A 24,491-nucleotide genomic window follows, 5' to 3' on the forward strand; every position below is an offset into this window, starting at 1 on the left:
CGCGAACATCAGCAGCATGATGGCGCCGTGCATGGTGAACGCCTGGTTGAACTGTTCGTTGGAGACGATCTGGAGGCCGGGCCTGGCCAGCTCGGCGCGCATCACGAGGGCGAGGATCCCGCCGATGCCGAAGAAGGCGAACGACGTGACCAGGTAGAGGGTGCCGATCTTCTTGTGGTCCGTCGTGCCGAGCCAGTCGACCGCCGCCGCTCCCACGCCCCGGGCGGGGTCCCGCTCGGGTGCCTCGTGCCGCGTCGTCGTGCTCGCCATGCGCGTCCTTCCGCCGGTGGCCGCCGGCGGCGGGCCGGCCGGCGGTCCGGCGGGGCTGCCTCCGCCGCCGGCCCGCCCGTGCGGGCCGTGGCCACCACCGTGATAGGCCACGGCGTCCCGGCCGGCCGCCCATTCGGCCGTTCGCGGGCGTGGTGGCGGCCGGGACGGGCGACGCGCACGGGGCGCCCGGCCCGGCGGCCCCTCAGAGCTGGAGCGACTTCGTCTTCAGGAACTCCAGCAGGCCGTGCACGCCGAGCTCGCGCCCCACGCCCGACTGCTTCCAGCCGCCGAAGGGGGCCAGGATGTTGAAGTCGCCGCCGTTGACGTCGACCCGGCCGCACTCCATCCGGCGGGCGAAGGCCACGGCCTCGTCCCGGTCGGCCGCCCAGACGGCGCCGGAGAGGCCGTACTCGCTGTCGTTGGCGAGGCGCAGGGCCTCCTCGGTGTCGCGGTAGCGCAGGAAGGACAGGACCGGGCCGAAGATCTCCTCGCGGGCGACGGTCATGTCCGGGGTGACGTCGGCGAGGACGGTCGGGCGCACGTAGTAGCCCTTGTCCTGGCCCTCGGGCGGCTCGGCGCCGCCCGCGGCGACGCGGGCGCCCTCCTCGGCGCCCTTGCGGAGCAGGTCCCGCACCCGGTCCCGCTGCCGGGCGCTGACCACCGGGCCGAGCCAGCGGTCGGGGTCCGTGGGGTCGCCGGGCACGTACTCGGCGACGGCCTCGACGGCGAGGGCCACGGCCTCGTCGTAGTGGTCGGTGTGCACCAGGGTGCGGGTGAGGGCGTTGCAGGACTGGCCGGCGTTGCGGATCACGTCGGCGACGTTGGCGCGGACGGCCCGGGCGAGGTCGGCGCCGGGGAGGATGACGTTGGCCGACTTGCCGCCGAGTTCGAGGGCGACGCGCTTGACGGCGCCGCCGGCGAGGGCGCCGATGCGGCGGCCGACGGCGGTGGAGCCGGTGAAGGAGACCAGGTCGACGTCCGGGTGCTCGGCCAGCGGCTGCCCGGCCTCCGGTCCGTACCCGGTGACCAGGTTGAACACCCCGGCGGGCAGCTCGGCGGCGGCCACGCACTCGGCGAAGAGGCGGGCGGTGAGCGGGGTGTACTCCGCCGGCTTGAGGACGATCGTGCAGCCGGCGGCCAGGGCGGGCGCGACCTTGGTGACGATCTGGTGGAGCGGGTAGTTCCACGGGGTGATGGCGCCGACGACGCCGGCGGGCTCGTGGAGGACGGTCGAGGTGCCGATCCGCTCCTCGAAGGCGAAGCCCGCGACGAGCTCGGCGTAGGAGCGGACGACGGCGACCGGCAGTCCGGCGTGGATCCGCCGGGCGAAGCCGATGGGCGAGCCGAGCTCGGTGGTGACGGTGGCGGCTATCTCCTCCTGCCGGGCGGCGAGCGCGTCGGCCAGGGCGGTGAGGTACGCGCCGCGCCGGGCGGGCGGGGTGGCGGCCCAGCCGGGCAGGGCGGCGCGGGCGGCCCGTACGGCGTCGTCGACGTCCTCGGCGGTACCGGCCGGGACGCTCGCGACGACCTCCTCGGTCGCGGGGTTCACCACCTCGATCCGGCCGGTTCCCCGGGCGGGCCGCCAGGATCCGTCGACGAACATCCCGTCATACGCGGTCACAGGGCGTCTCCTCGCGTTGCGCGGTGGGCGTGGGATGCCGGGTCCGGGGTGGGAACCGCCGGGCACGGCACGGAAGGCCAACCTAACCGGCCCTCCGGTCCGCACCAAGAGGCGGACCTGACCCGTCCGGCCGCGGACGGTCGCGCGGAACACGGCGCCCAAGGTCCATTGACGCGCCGGGCCCCGGAATCCTACGGTCTTGCAGAGGATTCCTCCGGCAGTGGGAGCACACGATGACCGGCACGGACAGAGAGCGGGCGCGCAAGACGGCCGAAGGGCTGGTCTACGCCTCGGGATTCGGCAACGAGCACACCAGCGAGGCCGTCCCCGGCGCGCTGCCGCACGGGCGCAACTCGCCCCAGCGGGCGCCCCTCGGGCTCTACGCGGAGCAGCTGAGCGGCAGCGCCTTCACCGAGCCGCGGCGGCACAACCGCCGGTCCTGGCTCTACCGGATCCGCCCGTCGGCCGCCCACCCCCCGTTCACCCGGATCGACAACGGCGGCCTGCGCGGCGCCCCCTTCGCCGAGACCGTCCCCGACCCCAACCGGCTGCGCTGGAACCCGCTGCCGGAGCCGGCCGAGGGCACCGACTTCCTCGCCGGACTGTGGACGCTGGGCGGCAACGGTGACGCCACGCAACGCGCGGGCATGGCCATCCACCTGTACGCGGCCAACGCCTCGATGACGGACCGCGTCTTCAGCGACGCCGACGGCGAGCTGCTGATCGTCCCCGAGCGCGGCGGGCTGCTGCTGCGCACCGAGTTCGGCCTGCTGCGCGCCGAGCCGGGCCACGTCGCCCTGATCCCACGGGGGGTCCGCTTCCGGGTGGAGCTGCTGGACGAGACCGCTCGCGGGTACGTCTGCGAGAACTACGGGCAGCCGTTCACCCTGCCCGACCTCGGCCCGATCGGCGCCAACGGGCTCGCGAACGCACGGGACTTCCTCGCCCCGGCGGCCGCCTACGAGGACACCGACGGGCCGGTCCGGGTGGTGAACAAGTTCTGCGGCAACCTCTGGGAGGCGGTGTACGACCACTCGCCGCTCGACGTCGTCGCCTGGCACGGCAACCTCGTCCCGTACGTCTACGACCTCCGCCGGTTCAACGTCATCGGGACCATCAGCTACGACCACCCCGATCCGTCGATCTTCACGGTGCTCACCTCGCCGTCGGACACCCCGGGCCTGGCGGGCGTGGACTTCGTGGTGTTCGCGCCGCGCTGGCTGGTCGGCGAGGACACGTTCCGGCCGCCGTACTTCCACCGCAACGTGATGAGCGAGTACATGGGCCTGATCGAGGGCGCCTACGACGCGAAAGCGGAGGGCTTCGTGCCGGGCGGCGGGTCGCTGCACAACATGATGTCGGCGCACGGGCCCGACCGGGAGACCTTCGACCGGGCCAGTGCCGCCGAGCTGAAGCCGCACAAGGTGGACGACGGGTTGGCCTTCATGTTCGAGACCCGGTGGCCGGTCACGCTCACCGCCCAGGCGGCGAGCGCCGGACACCTCCAGTCGGGGTACGACGAGGTGTGGCAGGGTCTGGAGCGGCACTACCGCCCCTGAGTCCCCCTGGGCCGCCCCTGAACCCCCTCGGGCCACCCGTGAACCACCGCAGAGCCGGAGCCTCCGTGACCACCTTCGCCCCCGACTCCCTGGCGCTCAACCGCAAACTGCCGCTCTGGTACCAGGTGTCGCAGTCGTTGCGCGCGTCCATACTCGGGCGCCGCCCGGACGACCCGCTGCGCCTGCCCACCGAGGACGCGCTCGCCGCGCACTACGGGGTGAGCGTGCTGACCATGCGGCAGGCGCTGAAGGAGCTGGAGGAGGAGGGGCTGATCAGCCGGCACCGGCGGCGCGGGACCTTCATCGAGCCGAGCGCCCGGCGGGGCTCTCCGGTGCGGCTGCTCGGCTCGGTGGACACGATCGTGGCCCAGCAGTCGGGCGAGCGGACCACCGTGCTCGGCCACGGCCCCGTGCCGGTCCCCGGCGAGCTGGCCGAGCACTTCCCGGGGGTGGCGGAGGTGACGGCGTTCCGGCGGCTGCGCCGGGACGGGGAGACGGACGAGCCGGTGAACTGGGCGGAGAACTGGGTGCACCCCGACCTGGCCGGCCGGATCGACCTCGGGGACCTCACCCGCTGGCCCATGACCAAGGTGCTGCGCGACGCCCTCGGGGTGCGCATCAGCCGGATCACGGACACCGTGGAGGCGCGGCTGGCCGACCCGGAGACCGCGCGGCTGCTCCAGGTACCGCTGCTCAGCCCGATCCTGCACTACACGGGGGTCACCTACGACGGGAGCGGCCGGGTCGTGGACGTGGCCCGGATCCACTACCGCGGCGACCGCTTCTCGTTCACGGTGACCGTCGAGGCGCACTGAGCCGCGGGGCGGCACGCGGGAAGCCGGGAAGCCGGAGGAACGCCGGGGGAACCGGGAGAGCCGGAGAGCCTAGAGGACGCCGTGAAGAGCCTGGGGAACGCCGTGCACGCCGAACGCCGGGAGGAGCCGTCAGGGGCGGCTGCCGAACAGCGACCGGCGGAGCCGGCGCAGGGGCGCGAAGAGGGAGACCCGCGCCGTGCGGCCGGTGGCGCCCGCCCGCGCGTGGTCGCGCGAGGTCAGCTCGCGCATCAGCAGGGTCGCGCCCTCGGTCTCGCGCTGCGGCACGGCGGGGCCGGCGAGCACCGCGAGATGGCGTTCGAGGCGGGCGCCGGAGGCGCCGCTCCCGCACTCGATGGCAGGCACACGCGGCCTGCTGCGCATTGTTATCTGGTCCATGAGACTCCCCACCCGTACGAGGCACCCGGCCAAGGCAGGGTAACCCTATCGCCCCATCGCGTCACCCGCGCATTCGCGAACGGATTCACCACCCCGTCAAGGGGGTTGACGACACTGGCCTGAACCTGTCGCGGAGTACTGGGCCGGTGACGCCCCGACAGGGGACGGGACGGGCGGAAGTCACCCTCCGTCGCGGTGTGTTCACGCGTGCCGGAGGAGGCTCGTCGGCCACACCGCCCCGGCCCTCGGGGGTACCGGGGGCCGGGGCGGTGCGCGGTGCGGCTCAGGCCGCCGACGAGAACACCGGCAGGTACCCGCCGGACTGCCCGGCGGCCGTCGGGTGGTACGACTCGTCGACCGGCAGCGTCACGCTGTGCAGCCACGGACTGCCGGAGCACAGCTCGTGGCCGGCGAAGGTGGCGTTGACGTCGCCGAAGGCGAAGCCGTGGTCGGCGGCCCGCTTGGCGGTGACGGTGTCGAGCAGGTCGGCGGCGTCGTTGATGGCCTTCCGCTTGGCGTCGCTCAGCCCGGCGCAGACCGCGCCCAGCTTGTAGAAGCGGGGGTAACCGAGGACGACGACACGGGCCTTGGGCGAGCGGGCGCCGATGGCGGAGTAGACGGCGTCGAGCTTGGCGGGCAGTTCGTTGCGGATGAAGGCGCTCGCGGTGGCGATCCGGTTCAGGCAGGCGCTGTCGGTGTTGAGGACGCAGGTGCTCATGGCGTCCCCGAAGCCGGCGTCGTTGCCGCCGATGCTGATGCTGACCAGGCCCGTCGTGGGGGTGAGGGGGGTCAGCTGCTTGGCGAGGACGTCTCCGGTGCGGGCGCCGGAACAGGCGGTGAAGGCGAACGACGCGGGTCTGTGCGCCGCCGCCCACAGCGCCGGGTACGCCTTGTCGCTGCGTTTGCAGTCGCCGCTGGAGGACTGGTAGGCGCCGGCGCCGAGGCCGGACGCGTACGAGTCGCCCAGGGCGACGTATGAGGGGGTCGCTCCCTGTGCGGCTTCGGCGGCACCGGTGCCGCCGAGGGCGAGGGTCAGGGCGAGGGCCACGGCCGATGCGGCACCCGTGATGCGGTGTTTCATGGATCCTCCCTAGCAGGGGTCGCTGCCACCCCTGTGGTAGCAGCGACACCGAGTCGCCGGAAGTGTCCATGACAAAACTTGCGGTACACCCTTACCGCGATGGCCGTTCGGTGAAGGCCGGTGGACGCGACGGCCGCCCCGGACCGCCCGCCGCCCCACTTGAACGGTCAACATGACGCCCGGACGATCACCCGAACAGCCGTCATCCGAAAGCGCGTTGACAACGGCGCGGGCCTGCCCGGCGTTGACCGGGAGGCAAGGCTCCGTTTGTGCCCGGACCCCCCGTCCAGAAGCCTGTTCGCCCGTCCTTCACGTCTTGACGGCCTTCGCCCGTTGCGCGACATTGAAGCCCGGCATCCGGCGCTTCGGGGGGCTAAGTCGCCAATGCAGAGCTTCAGCGATCCCATCAGTATCGACGGCAGCGGTTCCGACGACACCGACGGCACCAAGGGCACCGAGGGCACTCAGGGAATCAGCCTTCGCGCCGCGGGCCGGGAACCGCCCGGCGGGGAACCGGCCGAGGGCCCGTCCGGTTCGGGGCCGCCCGGCCGCCCCGGAAGAGGCGGACCCCTCTCCCGTCCGGCCGCGGACTCCCTGCCCGTCGTCGCCGGCGCGGCCGCCGCGATGGCCGGGGCGGGCGCGGCGCTGGCGCTGCTGGACATCGGCTCGCCGCTGCGTGCGCCCTTCACCCTCTTCTTCCTGATCATGGCGCCCGCCTGCGGCGTGGCCGCCGCGCTGCGCGGGCTCGACCCGCTCAGCCGTGCCGTGGTGGCGGCCGGCGGGGCGGTCGCGGTCGACCTGCTGACCGCCCAGGCCATGCTGGCGCTGCACACCTGGACGGTGCGCGGCGGGGTGGCCGCGGTCGCGGCGGTCAGCCTGCTGTTCTTCCTGCTGGCGCACGCCTGGCGGCACCGGGGGCGTGGCACGAGCGACCGGACGGGCTGACGTGGAGGTCAGCGTCCACCGCCCGGGTGAACTCAGCGCGGCCGACCGGGCGGCGTGGTCGGCCATGCAGACGCGGGCGGTGGAGGACGGCTCGCCGCAGCTCGGAAACCCTTTCCTGGCACCGGAGTTCGCGCTGGCGGTCGGACGCTGCCGGCGCGGCGTGCGGATCGCGGTCGTCCGCGAGGAGGGGGATCCGGCGGCCTTCTTCCCTTTTCAGCGATCGGCCCTCGGGGTCGGGCGGGCGATCGGCCTCGGCGTCTCGGACGCCCAGGGCCTGGTGCACCGGCCCGGATTCCAGTGGGACACACGGGAGTTGCTGACGTCCTGCGGGCTGTCGCTGTGGGAGTTCGACCATCTGGTGGAGGGGCAGAAGCCCTTCGAGGAGGGGGCGTCCGGCGCCTTCCCCTCCCCCGTCATCGACGTCGAGCAGGGCTTCGACTCCTATCTGGCGGCGCTGCGCAAGCAGTCGCCCAAGTTCACCCGCACCACGCTGGCGAAGGAGCGCCGGCTCGGCCGGGACGCGGGCGGGGTGCGGTACGTGCACGACGAGCGCGACCCGGCCGTGCTGCGCACGCTGATCGGCTGGAAGTCGGCGCAGTACCGAAGAACAGGGCGCAGCGACCGCTTCGCGCGCCCCTGGATCTCCCGGCTGGTCGAGCAGCTCTTCCACACCCGGTCGGACGCGTGCGGCGGCCTGCTGTCCGTGCTCTACGCGGGTGGCCGGCCGGTGGCGGCCCACTTCGGGCTGCGGTCGCGGACGGTGCTGGCGTGCTGGTTCCCGGCGTACGACCCGCGGTTCGCCAAGTACTCGCCCGGTCTGGTGCTGCACGTGCGGATGGCGGAGGGGGCCGCCGCCGAGGGGCTGGCCTATCTGGACCTCGGGCGGGGCGGCAAGGCGTACAAGGACTCCCTGAAGACGCGCGAACTCAGCGTCTCGGAAGGGTGGGTGATGAGGCGTCACCCCGTCGCACTGGGGCACAAGGCCCGGCGTGCGCCGGTTCGTGCGCTGCGCAACACCGTCGTCACGCGCCCCCAACTCTTCGAACCGGCCGACCGGCTGCTCAAGCAGGTGGGACGGTTGCGTCGGAGCGTCTGAGCCACGGCGGACGTCATGCGCCGGGGCGCTCCGGGTGTGCGTTCGCACACCCGACGGCGCGTCAGGAACAAAGGACACCAAAGGAGGAGGCTCCAACTCACCTCTTGCCATACAGTCTCAAGCTTCAATACCGTCGTACATCTACCCGCATCGGTCCATCAGTTCTTGCGGCTCCGGGGAGGGGCTCCAGTCGCCGCGATGGATCCGGGGCGGGGCGCGGCAGGGGGTGCCGCGCTCGGCAGGGGAGATCCGTGTCGAGTCGCGTGCCGCGCGGCCTGTGCCATTCGCCAACTCACCCTGTACGCGCGGCGGTTGCCCGTCGCATCGGACAGGGCGAGACCCCCTTTTCGAACCGGATACACCATGGGACCGCTCGGGGGCGGGCGGTCCTCCGGACGAGAGGGAAACAGAGACTCATGAGTTCGTTCCTGCGCCCGGCGGCCGGTCAGGGTCACGACCGGGCCCCCGGGGCCGACGCCGGCGGCGAGACCGCCCGGCCCGAGGAACCACCCGCCCAGTACCGCCCGGTGTCACCGCAGTTCGCGATAGCACCGCCGGTCAGCGTGGTCATTCCCGCGATGAACGAGGCGGAGAACCTGCCGTACGTCTTCAAGACCCTGCCTTCCTGGATCCACGAGGTGGTCCTGGTCGACGGCAACTCCACCGACGACACCGTCAAGGTCGCCCGGGAGCTCTGGCCGGGCGTCAAGGTCGTGGAGCAGCAGGGCAAGGGCAAGGGCGACGCCCTGATCACTGGGTTCGCCGCCTGCTCGGGTGAGATCATCGTGATGGTGGACGCCGACGGCTCGGCCGACGGCAACGAGATCGTCAGCTACGTCTCGGCCCTGGTGGGCGGTGCGGACTTCGCCAAGGGGTCCCGGTTCGCCAACGGGGGCGGGACGGACGACATGACGCCCATCCGGAAGCTGGGCAACCGCGTCCTGTGCTCGATCGTCAACCACAAGTTCGGTGCCCGTTACACGGACCTGTGCTACGGCTACAACGCCTTCTGGAAGCGCGTCCTGGACGACATCGCCCTGGACTGCGCGGGCTTCGAGGTGGAGACGCTGATGAACATCAGAGTCGTCAAGGCCGGCCTGCGGGTCCAGGAGATCCCCAGCCACGAGTTCGTGCGCATCCACGGCGCCAGCAACCTGCGGGCCGTGCGCGACGGGCTGCGGGTCCTCAAGGTCATCCTGCACGAGCGCGGCTCCCGGCGGCACAAGCGGCCGGCCCGCCGGCCGCTGGCCATCGCGCCGGCCGCGAGCCGCGGGGAGGTGTCTTGAGCACAGCGCCGGCGGAGCGGACCACGACGCCGGACGTCTCGGTGGTCATCTGCGTCTACACCGAGGACCGCTGGGGCGACATCCTCGCCGCGGTGGCCTCGGTGGCCGCGCAGTCCTACCCGGCGCGCGAGACCCTGCTCGTCGTGGACCACAACCCGGCGCTGCTGCGCCGGCTGGCCAAGGTCTACGGCGACGACGGGCTGGGCACGCCGGACGGTCCCGCGGGCCGCGTCCGGGTGCTGGCCAACGCCGGCCCGCGCGGCCTGTCCGCCGGCCGCAACACCGGCGTCGCGGCCTCGTCCGGGGAGGTCGTCGCCTTCCTGGACGACGACGCGGTGGCCGAGCGCGACTGGCTGCTGCACTTCGCCCGGGCGTACGCCGATCCGCGCGTGATGGCGGTGGGCGGGCGCACCGCGCCGGCCTGGGCCTCGCGGGCCCGGCCGGCGTGGTTCCCGGAGGAGTTCGACTGGGTGGTGGGCTGCACGTACCGCGGCCTGCCGCCCGGCCGGGTGGAGGTGCGCAACGTGCTGGGCGGCAACGCCTCGTTCCGCAGGTCGGCGCTGACGGCCGTCGGCGGCTTCGCCTCCGGCATCGGCCGCGACGGCGACCGGCTGCCGCTGGGCTGCGAGGAGACGGAGCTGTGCATCCGGCTGACCCGGGCGGTGCCCGGGGCGGTGCTGCTGATCGACGACCGGGCGGTGATCCACCACCGGGTCCCGGCCGAGCGGGAACGGTTCGGCTACTTCCGTACCCGGGCGTACGCCGAGGGCCTGTCGAAGGCGCTGGTGGCGCACAGCGTCGGCGCGCGCGACGGGCTCGCGACCGAGCGCCGCTACACCACCCGGGTGCTTCCGGCGGGCGTGGCGCGCGGGCTGCGCGACGCGCTCCTCGGCCGGCCCGGCGGCGCCGGGCGGGCGGCGGCCATCGTCGCGGGGGTGGCCGCGGCGGCGGGCGGCTACGCGCTCGGCCGGGTACGGGCGCGCCGGGGCGGCGGACGGTTCGCGGTGGCCGAGCTGCCGGAGGTGGCCGGACCACCCGCCGGCGGGGAGGGCGCGAGATGACGGCCCCGGCCGAGGTGCCGATCCTCATGTACCACTCGGTGGCGCACTCCCCCTCCCGGGCGGCGCACGGGCTGTCCGTCGCGCCGGAGGCGTTCGCCGAGCAGATGCGGCTGCTGGACGCGTCCGGCTTCGTCCCGCTGACCGCCGGGGAGCTGGCCGGGGCGTGGCGGGACGGCCGTCCGCTGCCGCCGAAGCCGGTGCTGATCACCTTCGACGACGGCTACGAGGGCGTGCACCGGCACGCCCTCCCCGTCCTCGCCGAACAGGGCTTCCGTTCCACGGTGTTCGTGTCCACGGGCTGGCTGCGCGGGCCGTACGACACCGGGGGCGCGCTCGACCTCATGCTCACCTGGGACCAGCTGCGCGAGCTGGCCGGCGCGGGCGCCGAGGTCGGCGGGCACAGCCACACCCACCCGCAGCTCGATCAACTGCCCGACGTGGGGCTGGCGTTCGAGCTGGACCGGTGCCGGGAGATCCTCACCGGGGAACTGGGCCGGCCGCCGGTTTCGTTCGCCTACCCCTACGGGTATTCCAGCCGCCGGGTGCGGCAGGCGGTGCGCTCGGCCGGCTTCGGGATCTCCCTGGCGGTGGGCAACGGCCTGGCCGCGCGCCGGCAGGGGCCGTACGCCGTGCGCCGGGTGACCGTGCGCCGGACGACGGGCATCGCCGACTTCGAACGCATGGTGCACGGCCGGGCGGTCGGCCGGCTGTTCGCCGTCGACCGCGCCCTGACCAAGGGATACGCCGTCGTCCGCAGGGGCCGGCAGGCGATGAGAAGGGCAAGAGAGGCGCGTGGCTGACACGTCCACCCAGGACACGTCCTTCCAGGGCCCCGCCGCCCGGGACGTGTCCGCACGGACCGAGGAGCGGGCGCCGGTACCGGCGGGCCGCGGATTCAGGCTGCCGGGGCGGGGCGGGGGCGGGAGCGGCGGCAGGGGCGGCGGCGGGGGTGGAGGCGGCGGCGGGAGCCCGCTGTTCCGCAACGCGTTCGCCCTGATGCTCAACACCGGCATCAGCGCCGTCCTCGGGGTCGGCTTCTGGCTGGTCGCCGCCCGCTACTACAGCGAGGACTCGGTCGGCAGGGGCTCGGCGGCCATCGCCGCCATGAAGCTGCTCGCCGGCCTCACCGCGGTCACCCTGACCGGCGCGCTGGCCCGCTTCATACCGGTCGCGGGCCGGACGACGGGCCGGCTGGTGGTCCGTACGTACGCGGCGAGTTCGCTGGTCGTCGCCGTGGCCGCCGGCTTCTTCCTGCTGACCCTGGACCTCTGGGGGCCGTCGTACCACGTCCTGCACGGGGTGCGGCACGGCCTGGTGTTCGTCGTCGCCGTGGTCGCCTGGTCGCTGCTGACCCTCCAGGACGGGGTGCTGACCGGGCTGCGCCAGGCGAAGTGGGTGCCGGTGGGGAACACCGCGTTCTCCGCGGCCAAGCTCGCGCTGCTGATCGCGCTGGCGACGGCGCTGCCGGGGGCGGGGGTGTTCGCCTCCTGGGTGGTGTCGATCTCCGTCTCGGTGCTGCCGCTGGGCTGGCTGGTCTTCCGCCGGCTGGTCCCCGAGCACGTCCGGGCGACCGCGGCGACCGCGCGTCCCGCGTCCTCCCGCGAGATCGGCCGCTTCCTGGCCGGCGACTACACCGGGTCGCTGTTCTCGCTGGCCGTCGTCTACCTGGTGCCGGTGCTCGTCGCCTCGCAGATCAGCTCGGCCGAGAACGCGTACTTCTACATCGCGTCCACCATAGGCGGGACCGTCAACCTGCTCGCCATCAACATGGGCGCCTCGCTGACCGTCGAGGGCTCGCACGACCCGGAGCGGCTGGCGGAGAACTGCCGGGCCGCCCTGCGCCGCATGGCCAAGATCATGCTTCCGGTGTGCGGCCTGCTGTTCGTCCTCGCCCCCTGGATCCTGGGCGTCTTCGGCCCCGCCTACACGGAGGCGACGCCGCTGCTCCGCTGGTTCGCGGTGGGCGCGCTGCTGCGGGTGGTCATGGAGACCTACTTCGCCGTCCTGCGCGCCCAGAGCCGCACGGCGGGACTCGCGTGGCTCCAGGGGCTGCTGTGTTTCCTGGTGCTGGGCCTGACCCTGCTGCTCCTCCCCCGCATGGGCCTGACGGGGGCCGGGGTGGCGGAGATCTCCAGCCTGACGGTGATCGCCTCGGTGGCGGCGGTGAAGCTGTGGGGCGTCCTCCACACCCCCGCCCGCCCCCGGCCGGTCTCCCCCGAGCGCGCCGCCGAGGCCGCCCCCGACGGCGACCTGGCGGACCTCGCGTCCCGCCGGCACCGCGCCCGCGCGGCCGAAGGCGGCTACGGCACGCGCTGGGCGCTGCGCGCCGCCCTCGACGCGGACACGCTCCCCCTGGGCGTCCGCCTGGACTTCGACCACCTCGAACGCCGCCCGGACGTCCGCTTCTCCCCGGAGGCACTCGCCCTCCGCGCGGAGGGCACGGGCCGGGGTGCGACGGAGGCGGCGGGGCGTGGGGAGGCGGCGGGCCGGACGGAGGGGCCGGGCCGCGCGGGGGCGGTAGGCCGGGCGGAGGCGGTAGGCCGGGCCTCGGCCGAGGCGACGGCGCGGCGGGAGGCGACGGCCCGGGTGACGACACCCCCGGGCGCCCCACCCCGTACCGCCGGCGAACGCCCGGCGGACACGGACGACCGGACGACGGCACGCGGGCACGGGGGCCAGGACAGCATGAACACACCGGAGAACCCGGAGAATCCGGAGAACGCCGACGACCACCACCTCCGGAAAGCCGGGCCCGCACGCGGCGGCGTCCGCCTCCGCAAGGAGCGGACGAGCACGGCGGCAGGCGGCGATCCGGCGGTACGGGCGTCCGGGCGCGTCGGGGCGGACGCGGGGCCGGACGTCGGCTCGGCCGCGGGCGCGGGCGTTGTCGCGGGCGCGGACCCTGGTGCGGGCGTAGGCACGGGTCCCCGTTCGGGCGCGGGCGCGGACTTGGCCGCGCGGCCGGGCGCGGGCGCCGACGCACACTCCGGTGCGGGCGCGGACGAGGGCCCGGACAAGGGCGTTGGTGCCGCCGCGCGCCCGAGCGCGAGCGCAAGCACGGATCCCAGCGCGGGCGCGCACACGAACGCAGGCGCGGGCCTGGACGCACGGCCGGCCCCGGGCGTCGGCGCGAACCCCGGTGCGAGCCCGGACGCGGGTGTGAGCAGGGATGCTCAACCGACTGCGAGTTCGGGGGCGAGCGCGAGCGTTGCTGCCGGCGCGCGCCTCGACGGCCAGGCCGGCGGGTGGGCCGGTGACGCCCGCCCCGCCGCGCCCGCCGAACCGCCGGGCCCGGACGCCCCTGATCCCGGCGACGGGCTCGCGGCGGCCGACGACGCGGCCAAAGGGGCGGCGTCGGCGGACGAAATCCAGGCGGCACAGGGCTCCGAGGGAACCGTGACACTCTCGGGCACGCCGTGGCGACGGGAGCGGGCGGAAGCGGCACCCGGGGAGCACCGGAAGGCCCTCGGCGCGCGGGTCCGCCTGGTGAAGGGCGGCGACGACCGAGCGGCCGTCGGCGTCCGGAACCCGGCGGGGCCGGAGCGAGCGGCCGGCATCGCGCCTCCGGACGACCGAGGGCCGCGGGAGGCGACGGCCACCCCGGCTCGCGCCGCCGGCGGCCGGGCCCCCGTGCTCGGGCACCCGCACCCGCACCCGTCCCCGGCCAGCCCCGGCGGCTCACCGCCCGCGGAGACCGACCGGACCGTGACGCTGTCCGGCACGCCGTGGCGCCGGCAGGCCAAGGCGCAGGCCAAGGCGGCGGAGGAGCAGACGGCACCCGGCCGCTGGAAGACGTGGCTACGGCGTCCGGAAGCGGGGATCCCGCTCCTGCTGGCCGCCGCGCTCGCGCTCTACTGGGTGCCGTTGCGGGCCCTCGGCGAGGTGAACCTCGACGGGATGGGCGGGCTCGGGCTGGTGTCCGTCCTGCCGGTGGCGACGCTCGTCGGCGCGGCGCTGCTGGTGGCGGCGTTCGCCGCCGCGCTGGTGCCCGCCCGGCCCCGCACCTGGCTGCTCACCGCCGTGCTGCTGGCGACGGTGGTGTCCCTGCACGCCGTACCGGCGGTCCTCGAGGACCGCCCCCGCTTCGCGACGGCCTGGCAGCACCTCGGCTTCCTGGACTACATCGACCGGACGGGCGCCGCCGCGCCCGACCTGGACGCGCGCTGGAGCTGGCCGGGCTTCTTCGCGCTGGCCGCGTTCGCCGCGCGGGCGTGCGGCGTGGAGGACCTCACCGAGGTACTGCGCTGGTGGCCGCTGGCCGTCCAGCTGCTCTGCCTCGCCCCGCTGGCGCTGCTGCTGCGGGCCGTGCGGGCGCACTGGCGGGCCAAGTGGACGGCGCTGTGGCTGTTCGCGCTCTGCGGCTGGGTCGGGCAGGACTACTTCTCGCCGCAGTCCCTCAACTACGTCCTCTACCTCCTCTTCGTGGCCGTGCTGCTCGTCTGGTTCCGCTGGCCGGGCGAGCTGCCGGGCCGGCGGCTGCCCGGCGAGCGCCGGGTGGAGGAGACGGACCGCCGGACCCGTACCCTCCTGCTCGGGCTGCTGATCGCCCTGTTCGCGGCCTCGGTCGTCAGCCACCAGCTGACGCCCTTCGTCATGCTGGGCGTGCTGACCGCCCTGGTGCTGGTGCGCCGCTGCACGCTGCGCGGCCTGCCCCTCCTCTGCGGCGTGCTGCTGGCGGTGTGGGTGGGGTTCCTCGCGGAGCCGTACTGGTCGGGCCACTTCGACGAACTGTTCGGCGGCGTCGGCTCGTTGGGTGGGAACGTCTCGTCGTCCGTCTCCGGCCGCATCGAGGGCGGCAACCCGGTGCACAAGCTGGTGCTGTACACCCGGGTGGCGCTCGCGGGAGGCGTCTTCGCGCTCGCCGCGCTCGGCTGGTGGCGGCGGCGCCGGGCCGGCGTGGGCGACACGGCCCTGGCCGTCCTGACGTGCGTGCCGTTCCTGGCCTTCGGCATGCAGTCGTACGGCGGCGAAGTGGCCCTGCGGGTCTTCCTGTTCGCCGTGCCGGGGGCCTGCGTCCTCGGGGCGCTCGCCCTCTTCCCGGCGGCGGCGCGCAGGCCCCGGCCGCTCGCCGCGCCGCTGTGCGCGCTGACGGCCGGCCTCGTCCTGCTCTTCGGCTTCCTGGTGGCACGCTGGGGCAACGAGGACTTCGAACGCGTCCGCCCGGGCGAGGTCGCGGCGCTGGACTACGTCCACGCGCACGACCGGCCGACCGTAAGGCTGCTGTGGATGAGCAGCGACACCGTCAACAACGTGACCCCCGCCATGCCGTGGGGGACCCGCGACATGGAACGCGTCCTGTACGAGCCGACGCTCGCGCCCCGCGACCCGGCCGGCGCGCCGGAGCTCGTCACTGCCCTGCGCGCGGCCGGCCCGAACTCGTACCTCATGCTCAACCAGGGCCAGTCCACGTACCTGGAACTCAGCGCGGGCTACGGCGCGGGCTGGGACCACCGGATGCGGCAGGCTCTGGACCGGCGGCCGGAGCTGCGGCGCGTCCTCGTGAACGACGACGCGGCCCTCTACGAGCTGCGCGACAAGCCCGCCGGCGTGGCGCCGGAGCCGCGGCCGGGGCCGGTCGGGCCGCACGTCACCTGGACTCCCGTGTCCCTGGTCGGCGGCCTCGCGGCCCTCGCCCTGCTGGTCCTGCTGACGGCCCGGGAGCTGTCCCGGGTGGGGATGCGGCCGGGGGTCCGGCAGGTGCGGTGGATGCAGGGGTCTTTCTGGTTCGCGGTGCCGTTGCTGGTGGTTCTGGTGGCGGTGCTGGTGCAGCGGCTGGTGACGATGTCGTGAGCCCCGGCCCCGCCCCTTCGCCGATTCCTGGGGGCCGGCCCCCAGACCCCCGAAACCGCGCTCCGCGCGGTTGTCCTCAAGCGCCGGACGGGCTGAAAGTGCCACCTCAGGCACAATCCAGCCCGTCCGGCGTTTGAGGACAAGGGGGTCTGGGGCGTCAGCCCCAGGAATCGGCGAAGTGGGGGTGCCCCCTCTGGGGGAGGGGCCGGGGCAAACCCCCTCACCCCACCCACCGCACCTCGTACCCCTTCAGCTCGACCTCCCGCCCCTCCACACGCACCCGCACCCCCGCGTCCCGCGTATTGACGAGCACCATCGCGTCCCGCGACGCAAGCGCCAACACGCCACCATTCCCCCGCACATCCGGCCGCCGCACCACCTTCCCCGGCGGGAACTCCCGCGCGAACCGCGACAGCAGGTCCATCATGGGCAGCCGCCCCCCGCCCCCACCGAGCTCGGTAGGGGCCCAGAGGCAGCCGGGGCAGGCACCGGACGTACCTTCCGGATTCCAGTAGAAAGCGGCGGAGACGCCGGACTCGGCCATGTTCATCATGGCGGCGGCCTGGACGGCGACGCGGTGCTCCTCGGTCCAGCCGGCCCGCTCGTCGCGCGCGTCGGCCGGTTCGACGTACCACTCGGCCCACCAGACGGGCAGCCCGGTGGTCTTCCGCAGCCAGGTGGTGACGTCGGCGAACTTCCGGGTGGCGCGGAACTCGTCGGGGAGCTGCCGGTCGCCGTCCCGGGTGTAGCTGGAGCCGTCGACGACGACGAAGTCGGCGCCCGCCTTGTGCCGGTTCCAGTACTGCAGGGCGTCGACGGCGCGCTGGTCCACGATGCCCCAGGGCCCCTGGAGCGCGGAGACGTTGGAGGCGGCGTCGGGCGCGTTGCTGTCCATCACGACGTACGGTCCGCCGATGAGGACGTCGTCCCGCTGTTTCCTGATCTCCTCGTAGACGAGGTTGTAGAGCTCGGTGTAGCCCTCGTAGTTCCACCGCTTGCGGGATTCGTCGTAGAAGCCCTTGAGTTCGTTCCAGACGATGAAGTGATGAACGTCGGGGTAGCGCTTGGCGACCACGCCGGCGAGGAGGGCGAAGTCGCGGTAGTGGTCCCGGTCAGGGGCCTTTTCCAGGGACTTCTGGGACCAGTCGGTCCGCGCGCCGCCGCCCTTCATCCAGTCGGGCGCGCAGCAGAGGGTGAGCACGGGCGTGCCGCCGGAGCGGCGCATCAGGGCGACGCGGCGGTCGAGGTCGGCGAAGTTGTAACTGCCGGGCCGGGGCTCGGGGTTGTCGGCGCCCCAGCCCATGATGTGCTGGTTCTGCGGCAGGGACTCGGCCGCGAGCAGCCGGGCGGCGGTCCGCCGGGCGGAGTCGTCGCCGCGGTCGGCGCTGTTCTTGGTGTGGGTGAAGCCCCAGCCGATGTCGGCCCGCTCGTCGTGCGGCGCGCCGCCCCGGGAGTGCCAGTCGGCGAGGAGCGCGGCGAGCAGCAGGGCCAGGGCGCAGGCGACGGTCGCGAGCAGCGCGGCCGTCCGCCACCGCCCCCGCTTCGGCGACGCCGGTCCCCCGGCAGCCGGCCCCCCGGCATGACGTCCCATCACCGGCCAGGGTATCGGCCGGAGGCCCCGGTCCGGGGGCTTCCGCCGGAACGGCGACGGCGAACGCGACGGTGAACGGGCGCCCGCGAGCCCCGTTCCCTCCGCTCCCTGGGTACGCGTACTCAGTTCCGGTTGAGTAAGGCGTCTCTGTCGGCGAACAGGCCCCTTGGCGTGAAATCGCCTCATGGAGAAACACCCGCCCCAGGAGCCGGCCGACACCCCCGCCGACACCCCGACCACCGACGAGGCCGGCCGCACCGTGGCCGTACGGCGCCGGCTCGTCCTCCTGGCCTCCGCCGCGCTGCTCGTCTGGGCGTGCACCGCGGTGTCCGGCTGGTTCGAGGGCCTCGCGGGCGGCTCCGTACGGACCGCGGCGGACTACCGCACCCAGGACATCAGGACCCGGGAGGCAGGGAAGACAGCCGTCGCCGCCCTCCGCCCGGGCGCCGGCAAGGCCGACTGGATGCACAAGGAGGACAGCACCTCGTGCACCGACGACCTCGGCTTCGACGGCGACGGGGTGACCAGGGGCCGGCCGAGCTACTCGTGGACCCTGTACTACGCCGACAAGGCCGACTACCTGGCCGACCTGGACAGGCTCCGCACGGCATGGCGGCGCCACGGCTGGAAGGTCGAGGACACGCCGGAGCCCAAGGACGCGTCGGAGCCGTACCGGCCCGGCATCAGCACCGTCGCCGACCACGGCATCGCCCTCTCCATGGGCATGAACCCGTACACGCGCAAGCCCTTCCTGTCGGCCGACGGCGGCTGCGTCCGCTACCGCACCGGCCAGGGCGTCGCCGCCCGTAAGAGCTCGGGTGCGGCGGCCGGCCGGTCCCCGGCCCGGGAGGGCACCGTCACCTACGACGACGGCGTCCGCGTCGCCATCGGCCCGGTCCGGCCCTTCACCCCGCCCCCGGGCGGGACGGGCGCCGACGCGCCGGCCGCGCACACGTACCGCGTCCCCGTCACCGTCACGAACGGCAGCGGCGCCCCGGTGGAGCTGCGCGGCCACGACATCGGCAGCTTCGAGCACGCGAACCCCGGCGTCAGAAGGCTCACCGGCTACCCCGCGGAACTCGGCAGCGGGAGCCCCCACGTGGTGGCGGAGGGCGAGTCGACGCACCTGGAGTTCGTGTACACGGCGGAGCGGAAGCCCTCGCACCTGGAACTCCAGTACGGCCCCGGGGCGTTCCACCGGCCCAGCTCGTGGTCACTGTCCGTCCCCTAGTCCGGAGAACCTGGTCGGGGAACCCAGTCCGGAGAACCTGGTCCGGAGAACCTTGTCCGGGGAAGCGGCCCGTCAGTCCCCGTACACCGCCCGCAGCGCCTGCTCCGCCGCCGCCAGGGCCGCCTCCCGGCCGAGGCCGAGGCGGTGGGCCCGCTCGGCGTAGGCGCGGGCGGCGGTCGCGGCCTCGCGGTCGGCGGTGTCGCCGGGGGCGGCGACGAAGGTGCCGTTGCGGCCGTGGGTCTCGATCACGCCGTCGGCCTCCAGGGCCCGGTAGGCCTTGGCCACGGTGTTGACGGCGAGGCCGAGTTCCTCGGCGAGACCGCGAACCGTCGGCAGCCGGTGGCCGACGGGCAGCTCGCCGGAGCGGGCCCGGTCGGCGATGTGGGCGCGGATCTGCTCGTAGGGCGGTGCGGGCGCTTCCGGGTCGACGGTCAGGTGCAAGGCCACGTGGGTCTCCTGGCTGGCTGGGCGATGTGCGTCACCCATTGTGCGCCGTCGGTCCCCCGCGTCCGGCGCCCCCGCGCCTCCGCGCCCCGCCGCTCACACCCGCAGGTCGATCCCGCCCGTCCGCAGCCACGCGTCCAGCCCGAGGACGAGTTCGACGGCCCCTCGGTAGCGGTCGCCGGACTCCTCCGCGAGCGCGTCCGCCAGCGCGTCCTGCCGGAGCAGCGGCCGGACGGGGGCGTCCCGGTCGGCGGTCAGTTCGCGGAGCTCGGCGCGGAGGGCGGCGCCGTAGCGCGGGTCCTGGGTGGCGGGGTACGGGCTCTTGACGCGGTCGGCGACGACGTCGGGCAGCACGTCGCGGACGGCGGCGCGCAGCAGGGACTTCTCGCGCCCGTCGAACGTCTTCATCGCCCAGGGGGTGTTGAAGACGTACTGGACCAGGCGGTGGTCGCAGAACGGCACCCGCACCTCCAGGCCGGTGGCCATGCTGGCGCGGTCCTTGCGGTCGAGGAGGATCTGGACGAACCGGGTGAGGTGCAGGTAACAGACCTCGCGCATGCGCCGTTCGAGGCCGGTCTCACCGGGCAGCCGGGGCACCTCGTCGAGGGCCTCGCGGTAGCGGGCGTCGGTGTACCCGGGCAGGTCGACGGCGTCCAGGACGTCCTTGGCGAGCAGCGAGCCGAGGGCGCTGTCGCCGCCCGCGAAGGTGTGGGCGACGCCGGCCGCGATCCAGGGGAAGGTGTCGGCGTGCACGGCGGCCGGGTCGTGGATCCACTGGTAGCCGCCGAACACCTCGTCGGCGGACTCCCCGGAGAGCGCGACCGTGGACTGCTCGCGTATCGCCTTGAAGAGCAGGTAGAGCGAGGTGTCGCCGTCGCCGAAGCCGGTGGGCAGGTCGCGGGCGGTGAGCACGGCCCGCCGGTGGCCGCGGTCCATCAGGGCGGCGGTGTCGAGGACGATGTCCCGGTGGTCGGAGCCGACGTGCGCGGCGAGGGCGTGGGCGTACGGGCCGTCGGGGGTGCCGCGCAGGCTGTCGGGGACGAAGTGGTCGGTCTGGCCGGTGAAGTCGACGGAGAACGAGCGGACCGGTCCGCGGCCCGCCTCGGCGAGGCCCTTCGCGGCGAGCGCGGTGACGGCGGAGGAGTCGAGTCCGCCGGAGAGCAGGGTGCACAGCGGGACGTCGGCGATGAGCTGGCGTTCGACGATGTCGTCGAGGAGTTCGCGGACGCGGGCGACGGTGGCGGGGACGTCGTCGGGGTGCTCGTACGCCTCCAGCGCCCAGTAGCGCCGGACGGCGGTCCGCACGGCGGTCCCGTCGCGGCGGACGCGGACGGTGTGGCCGGGCCGCACCTCGTACATCCCCTCGTAGACGGCGTGGCCGGGCGTCTTGACGAAGGCCAGCACCTCCGCGAGCCCCTCGGCGCCGACGGTCGCGCGGACGGCGGGGTGGGCGAGGACGGCCTTCTGCTCGGAGCCGAACAGGACGCCGTCGGGCGTGGGGTGGTAGTAGAGCGGCTTGATGCCCATCCGGTCGCGGACGAGGAGGAGTTCCTCGGTGCGCGGGTCCCAGAGGGCGAACGCGAACATGCCGTTGAGGCGCTCGGTGAACGCCTCGCCCCATTCGAGGTAGGCGTGCAGCACGACCTCGGTGTCGCTGCTGGTACGGAAGGTGTGGCCGCGGCCGGCGAGTTCGGCGCGCAGCTCGCGGTAGTTGTAGACCTCGCCGCTGTAGGTGAGGGCGAGCCGGGTGCGGCCGCCGTCCTCGACGAGCATCGGCTGCCGGCCGCCCTCGATGTCGATGACGGCCAGCCTGCGGTGGCCGAACGCGGCGTGGGTGTCCTGCCAGATCCCCGAGGCGTCCGGTCCCCGGCACTCCATCGTCCGCGTCATCGCCTCCAGCGCGGCGCGCGCCCCGGCGGTGGTGAGGTCCTGGTCGTAGGCGATCCATCCGGTGATTCCGCACATGTCGCGGTGTCCCCTTTCGGCAGTCGCCCCGGGCGCTTCCGAGCGCTCCGGGGCATGGCTCGGCCCCCGTCCGGCGCGGACCGACGCCTTCCGCGAGGGTCGGGGAAGGTCCGCGTCGGTGACGCTACGCCTTATAGATGCATGTACCAACCACACGAACGGAAAACCTTTAGCAAACCACCTCGTCCCGCCCTACGGTTCGCCACATGCCGATCACCACCCGGGAGTTCACCCCCGCCGACGCCGAAGCCGTCGCCCGGTCCCGCCACGCGGCCGTGCCCTTCATGGTCGTCACCGCCGAGACGCTGCTCTGGGAGCTGCGGACCGCGCCGCCGGAGCAGCGGTACCGGCTGCTCGTCGCCGAGGTCGACGGCCGGGTGGCCGGCAGCGCCCGCGCGAGCCTGTCCACGGACGACGACGCGCGGCCGGACGGACGCGGGCTCGCCTCCCCGTACGCCGACCCCCGGCTGGACGACCCGACCGTCGAGGCCGTCACGTCGGCGCTGCTCCGGGCGGCCGAGGAGTACCTGACGGGACTCGGCGCCCGGTCCGTCTACATCTGGGCCAACGACGACGGCCGCTCCCCCGCCCGCGCGGAGGCCCACGGCTACCGCCGGCTGCGCCGGGCCGGCTTCCTCCGCCTCGACCTGACGGACACCCCGCTGCCGCCCGCGCCCCGAGTGCCTCCGGGCGTCACCCTGCACCCCCTGGCCGACTTCGCCGGCGACCCACGCCCGATCCACGCCCTGGACGCCGAGACCGCGGCCGACGAGCCGGGGGACGTGCCCGTCGCCGTCCCGCCGTACGAGGAGTGGCTCGCCCGCGAGTGGCGGCGCCCCGGCATCGACCACGCCCTCTCGACCGTCGCCGTCGCGGACGGCGTCCCCGCCGCGTTCACCCTCGCCCAGACCGACGGCGCCGGCCGCATGATGTCCGCCATGACCGGCACCGCCCGGGCGCACCGCGGCCGGGGCCTGGCCAAGCTGATCAAGAGCCACGCCCTGCGCCGGGCCCGGGCGGCGGGCTGCACGGAGGCGTTCACGGGCAACGACGCGGAGAACGGCCCCATGCTGGCGGTCAACGAGTGGCTCGGCTACCGCTGGTCGGCGGCGGAGTGGCGGTACGTGCGGGAGTTCTGAGGTTCCGTCGGCCGGCTGTCCTCACGCGTGGACGGGCTGGTTTCAGCCCGTTGGGGGTGCCCCCTTTGGGGGTGTTTGAGGACACGCGCCGCAGGCGCGTTCACCGGGGGTGCGGGGCCCGCCCCGCGGAAACGGGAAAGGGCGGGTCCGGGGCGAACGCACCCCCGGTACCGGGCCGCACGCCGGATGCGGGCCTCGCATCGGGGTTCGCCGCCGCCGGGCCCCCGGGCCGTCCGGCACCGGAGGCCCGTCCGGGCCCGCGCACGGCAGCCCGCCGGGCCCGCCGTCGACCCGGCGGCGCGATCGGGCGGCGCGGTCGAGCGGCCGGTAAGGCCCCCCCGCCCCCTCAACCAACCGGCACCGTCAGATAGTTCGGCACGTTCACATACTCCGGCGCCCCCGGCCGTAAAGCCGGTGCGAGGACGGCGTGGACGGGCAGCCGGCCCGCGTCCAGGAGGCGGGTGCGGAGGACGGTCGCGGCGCCGGGCGGGATGCGGTCGAGAGCGTCGTCGAGGCGGTCGCGCAGCAGCCGGAGCCCGTGGGCGCGGGCCGGGCCGGTGAGCGCGGCGAGGGGTTCCACCGCGCACCGCCGGAGGGCCCCGGCGGCGAGGAGGTCGGCGACGGGTCCGTCGTGCCCGGCGAGGATGCCGCGGTCGGTGAAGCCGAGGAGGTCCGCGGCCTCGCCGCCGAGGCGGGAGGCGAGCCGCACACCGTTCACACGGGGTCCGGCGTGGTCCCGGTAGAGCAGCCGGAGCCGGGTGCGGCCGCGGTGTTCGTCGAGCACCACCGCCAGGTCGCGGGGGTGCGTCTCCAGGGCGACGCCGTACGAGAAGAGGGTGGTGCACCAGTCCAGCAGCAGCGTCAGGTAGGCGTCGGCGAAGGCCCGCGCGGAGCCGCCGTAGTAGCGGCGGGCGAGCGCGCGGGCGACCGGTTCGCCGTCCGGCGTCCGGGCGGCCAGCGCGGCGACGGGCACCACGTGGGCGTCGTCCGGCGCGCGCGGGTCGCGGCGCACCCGGGCGGTGAGCAGCGGGTGCCCGGCGTGCAGGTAGGTGTCCGCGTCGGCCAGGAGGACGGAGCCGACGAAGCCCGGCTCGCACAGCAGGATCTCCTCCAGGAGGCGTTCCGTCACCACGCCGTCGGCGAGCGCGGCGGGACCGGCCGGCGCGGCGGCGGGGAGCGGCAGTTCGAGCCGGGTCTCCGGCGCGTCGGCCAGGGCGAGGGTCCCCGCCGACCGCGTCGGCACCACGTCCGCCCAGGGCTTCTCGGCGAGCCGGGCGGTACCGTCCAGACCGGCGGCGCGCAGCGCCCGGGCGAGCGGGGCGCCGACGGACAGCGGGTGCACCGGCAGCGCGGTGTGGGTGGCGGACAGTTCGGGCAGGCCGAGGTCGGCGGGGGCCGGCCACCACTCAGGCGGCTCCTCCGGGCCGCGGCGGACGGCCGCGTGGGGCAGGGCGATCCAGCGGAGCCCGAAGCAGGGGTGGAATTCCGGGGCGTGGGCGAGGGGTTCCGCTAGTGCGGGGCGGCCGGCCGGCGGGTCGGGGTCGGGGCGGCGGGCGGCGAGCACGTCGTAGGCGAGGGCGCCGCGCGGCCCGGTCCACTCGGCGGTGCTCCGCCCGTAGGCCGCGGCCAGCCGCTCGGTGACCTCCGTGTGGGTGCGCTCGCGCAGCCGCAGGGCGGCCAGTTCGGCCGCGCAGGCGGCGGTGAAGGCGTCGAAGCCGGCGCACTCCCGGGGGTCCGCCGCCGGGCGCAGCCGCGCCAGTACCGCGTCCAGGCCGGTGACCACGCCGTCGGCGGTCTCCAGCAGGGCCGCGCGGACCCGTGCGGCGCCGCCCGGGCCGTCGTACGCGACCGGCAGCAGGATCGTTTCTCCGGCGACGCTCAGCGCCAGCCGTTCCCCGTCCGGCCGGCTCACGGCCCGCGCCGTGCCGCGCAGCCGGCAGACGTCCTCGCGCAGCAGGGCGTCGAGGACGCGCGCGACGAGCCCGCTCTCCACGTCACCGGCGTTCACAGGGCCCCCTCCCGCGGGCGGCGCGCCGGCGGGCGTGGCGCGTCGGAGCGGACGCCGGTGCGGCGGAGCGGACGGGAGGAGGAGAGTCGATGGGGCAGCCGCACGGGAACGCCTTTCGGGCCGAGGGCGGGGTCGGGATCGGCGGAGTCGGAATCGGGAGCCCGCGGGAGCGCCGCGGGTACGCCGAGGGGGC

The 24,491-nt window shown here is 74.7% G+C and carries 18 protein-coding genes; 10 read left to right on the forward strand and 8 right to left on the reverse strand.

What is annotated here, in order from left to right:
• Positions 1 to 270 (reverse strand): cbb3-type cytochrome c oxidase subunit I (locus JNW98_RS24220; protein WP_223770397.1); only part of this gene is annotated, 270 nt, incomplete at its 3' end.
• Positions 271 to 472: 202 nt separating this feature from the next.
• Positions 473 to 1,891: an aldehyde dehydrogenase family protein gene (locus tag JNW98_RS24225; protein ID WP_223770398.1), complete on the reverse strand. Its 1,419-nt coding sequence runs from the start codon at positions 1,889 to 1,891 to the stop codon at positions 473 to 475.
• Between the two features lie 233 nt (positions 1,892 to 2,124).
• Here JNW98_RS24225 and hmgA point away from each other — a divergent pair, with 233 nt between their 5' ends.
• Positions 2,125 to 3,450, forward strand: coding sequence for a homogentisate 1,2-dioxygenase (hmgA, locus tag JNW98_RS24230; RefSeq protein ID WP_223770399.1), 1,326 nt, complete (start codon positions 2,125 to 2,127; stop codon positions 3,448 to 3,450).
• A gap of 65 nt (positions 3,451 to 3,515) precedes the next feature.
• Entirely contained in the window at positions 3,516 to 4,265 is a 750-nt protein-coding gene (locus JNW98_RS24235; RefSeq protein WP_223770400.1) for a GntR family transcriptional regulator, read from the forward strand.
• Between the two features lie 129 nt (positions 4,266 to 4,394).
• Here JNW98_RS24235 and JNW98_RS24240 read toward each other — a convergent pair whose 3' ends face one another.
• On the reverse strand, positions 4,395 to 4,661 hold the full coding sequence (locus JNW98_RS24240; RefSeq protein ID WP_223770401.1) for a hypothetical protein: 267 nt from the start codon (positions 4,659 to 4,661) through the stop codon (positions 4,395 to 4,397).
• 283 nt (positions 4,662 to 4,944) lie between these two features.
• Positions 4,945 to 5,742, reverse strand: a complete 798-nt coding sequence (locus JNW98_RS24245; protein WP_223770402.1) for an SGNH/GDSL hydrolase family protein — start codon at positions 5,740 to 5,742, stop codon at positions 4,945 to 4,947.
• Positions 5,743 to 6,126: 384 nt separating this feature from the next.
• Between JNW98_RS24245 and JNW98_RS36690 the strand changes: the two genes are divergently transcribed.
• The 6 genes from JNW98_RS36690 (at position 6,127) to JNW98_RS24275 (ending at position 15,920) form a co-directional block, all read left to right on the forward strand.
• Positions 6,127 to 6,687 (forward strand): hypothetical protein, encoded by a 561-nt coding sequence (locus JNW98_RS36690; RefSeq protein ID WP_308015658.1) that lies wholly within the window; start codon positions 6,127 to 6,129, stop codon positions 6,685 to 6,687.
• Between the two features lies 1 nt (position 6,688).
• Complete coding sequence (locus JNW98_RS24255; protein ID WP_223770423.1) at positions 6,689 to 7,783, forward strand: GNAT family N-acetyltransferase; 1,095 nt, start codon at positions 6,689 to 6,691, stop codon at positions 7,781 to 7,783.
• A gap of 416 nt (positions 7,784 to 8,199) precedes the next feature.
• Positions 8,200 to 9,069 carry a glycosyltransferase family 2 protein gene (locus JNW98_RS24260; protein WP_223770403.1) on the forward strand — a complete coding sequence of 290 codons (870 nt, stop codon included), beginning with the start codon at positions 8,200 to 8,202 and terminating at the stop codon, positions 9,067 to 9,069.
• On the forward strand, positions 9,066 to 10,130 hold the full coding sequence (locus JNW98_RS24265; protein ID WP_223770404.1) for a glycosyltransferase family 2 protein: 1,065 nt from the start codon (positions 9,066 to 9,068) through the stop codon (positions 10,128 to 10,130). Before JNW98_RS24260 ends, JNW98_RS24265 begins: the two co-directional genes overlap by 4 nt.
• Positions 10,127 to 10,930 (forward strand): polysaccharide deacetylase family protein, encoded by an 804-nt coding sequence (locus JNW98_RS24270; RefSeq protein WP_223770405.1) that lies wholly within the window; start codon positions 10,127 to 10,129, stop codon positions 10,928 to 10,930. Before JNW98_RS24265 ends, JNW98_RS24270 begins: the two co-directional genes overlap by 4 nt.
• Positions 10,923 to 15,920 carry a hypothetical protein gene (locus JNW98_RS24275; RefSeq protein WP_372459317.1) on the forward strand — a complete coding sequence of 1,666 codons (4,998 nt, stop codon included), beginning with the start codon at positions 10,923 to 10,925 and terminating at the stop codon, positions 15,918 to 15,920. Before JNW98_RS24270 ends, JNW98_RS24275 begins: the two co-directional genes overlap by 8 nt.
• Positions 15,921 to 16,140: 220 nt before the next feature.
• Here the strand turns inward: JNW98_RS24275 and JNW98_RS24280 are convergent, their stop codons facing one another.
• A complete protein-coding gene (locus tag JNW98_RS24280; protein ID WP_223770406.1) occupies positions 16,141 to 17,511 on the reverse strand; it encodes a glycoside hydrolase family protein in 1,371 nt (456 codons plus the stop codon).
• Positions 17,512 to 17,695: 184 nt separating this feature from the next.
• Here JNW98_RS24280 and JNW98_RS24285 point away from each other — a divergent pair, with 184 nt between their 5' ends.
• Positions 17,696 to 18,742: a hypothetical protein gene (locus JNW98_RS24285; RefSeq protein ID WP_223770407.1), complete on the forward strand. Its 1,047-nt coding sequence runs from the start codon at positions 17,696 to 17,698 to the stop codon at positions 18,740 to 18,742.
• Positions 18,743 to 18,814: 72 nt separating this feature from the next.
• Here the strand turns inward: JNW98_RS24285 and JNW98_RS24290 are convergent, their stop codons facing one another.
• A complete protein-coding gene (locus JNW98_RS24290; protein WP_223770408.1) occupies positions 18,815 to 19,189 on the reverse strand; it encodes a GntR family transcriptional regulator in 375 nt (124 codons plus the stop codon).
• 93 nt (positions 19,190 to 19,282) lie between these two features.
• Positions 19,283 to 21,151 (reverse strand): asparagine synthase (glutamine-hydrolyzing), encoded by a 1,869-nt coding sequence (gene asnB / locus JNW98_RS24295; RefSeq protein WP_223770409.1) that lies wholly within the window; start codon positions 21,149 to 21,151, stop codon positions 19,283 to 19,285.
• Between the two features lie 206 nt (positions 21,152 to 21,357).
• On the opposite strand from asnB, the gene JNW98_RS24300 reads away from it, so the two are divergent.
• The gene (locus JNW98_RS24300; RefSeq protein ID WP_223770410.1) at positions 21,358 to 22,290 is read left to right on the forward strand and encodes a GNAT family N-acetyltransferase; all 933 of its coding nucleotides are present in this window, start codon (positions 21,358 to 21,360) and stop codon (positions 22,288 to 22,290) included.
• A 346-nt stretch (positions 22,291 to 22,636) separates the two neighbouring features.
• Here JNW98_RS24300 and JNW98_RS36695 read toward each other — a convergent pair whose 3' ends face one another.
• The gene (locus tag JNW98_RS36695) at positions 22,637 to 24,298 is read right to left on the reverse strand and encodes an IucA/IucC family C-terminal-domain containing protein (protein ID WP_223770411.1); all 1,662 of its coding nucleotides are present in this window, start codon (positions 24,296 to 24,298) and stop codon (positions 22,637 to 22,639) included.
• Positions 24,299 to 24,491: the final 193 nt, after the last annotated feature.

Source organism: Streptomyces huiliensis (genome assembly GCF_020037025.1).
Lineage (GTDB): Bacteria > Actinomycetota > Actinomycetes > Streptomycetales > Streptomycetaceae > Streptomyces > Streptomyces huiliensis.

Excerpts from the sequence above, each read along its gene's own strand:
- hmgA (WP_223770399.1), top strand. The coding sequence starts at position 2,125 with ATGACCGGCACGGACAGAGAGCGGGCGCGCAAGACGGCCGAAGGGCTG.
- JNW98_RS24270 (WP_223770405.1), top strand. The coding sequence starts at position 10,127 with ATGACGGCCCCGGCCGAGGTGCCGATCCTCATGTACCACTCGGTGGCG.
- JNW98_RS24240 (WP_223770401.1), bottom strand. The coding sequence starts at position 4,661 with ATGGACCAGATAACAATGCGCAGCAGGCCGCGTGTGCCTGCCATCGAG.
- JNW98_RS24260 (WP_223770403.1), top strand. The coding sequence starts at position 8,200 with ATGAGTTCGTTCCTGCGCCCGGCGGCCGGTCAGGGTCACGACCGGGCC.
- JNW98_RS24245 (WP_223770402.1), bottom strand. The coding sequence starts at position 5,742 with ATGAAACACCGCATCACGGGTGCCGCATCGGCCGTGGCCCTCGCCCTG.
- JNW98_RS24285 (WP_223770407.1), top strand. The coding sequence starts at position 17,696 with ATGGAGAAACACCCGCCCCAGGAGCCGGCCGACACCCCCGCCGACACC.
- JNW98_RS24300 (WP_223770410.1), top strand. The coding sequence starts at position 21,358 with ATGCCGATCACCACCCGGGAGTTCACCCCCGCCGACGCCGAAGCCGTC.
- JNW98_RS24280 (WP_223770406.1), bottom strand. The coding sequence starts at position 17,511 with ATGGGACGTCATGCCGGGGGGCCGGCTGCCGGGGGACCGGCGTCGCCG.
- JNW98_RS36690 (WP_308015658.1), top strand. The coding sequence starts at position 6,127 with ATGCAGAGCTTCAGCGATCCCATCAGTATCGACGGCAGCGGTTCCGAC.
- asnB (WP_223770409.1), bottom strand. The coding sequence starts at position 21,151 with ATGTGCGGAATCACCGGATGGATCGCCTACGACCAGGACCTCACCACC.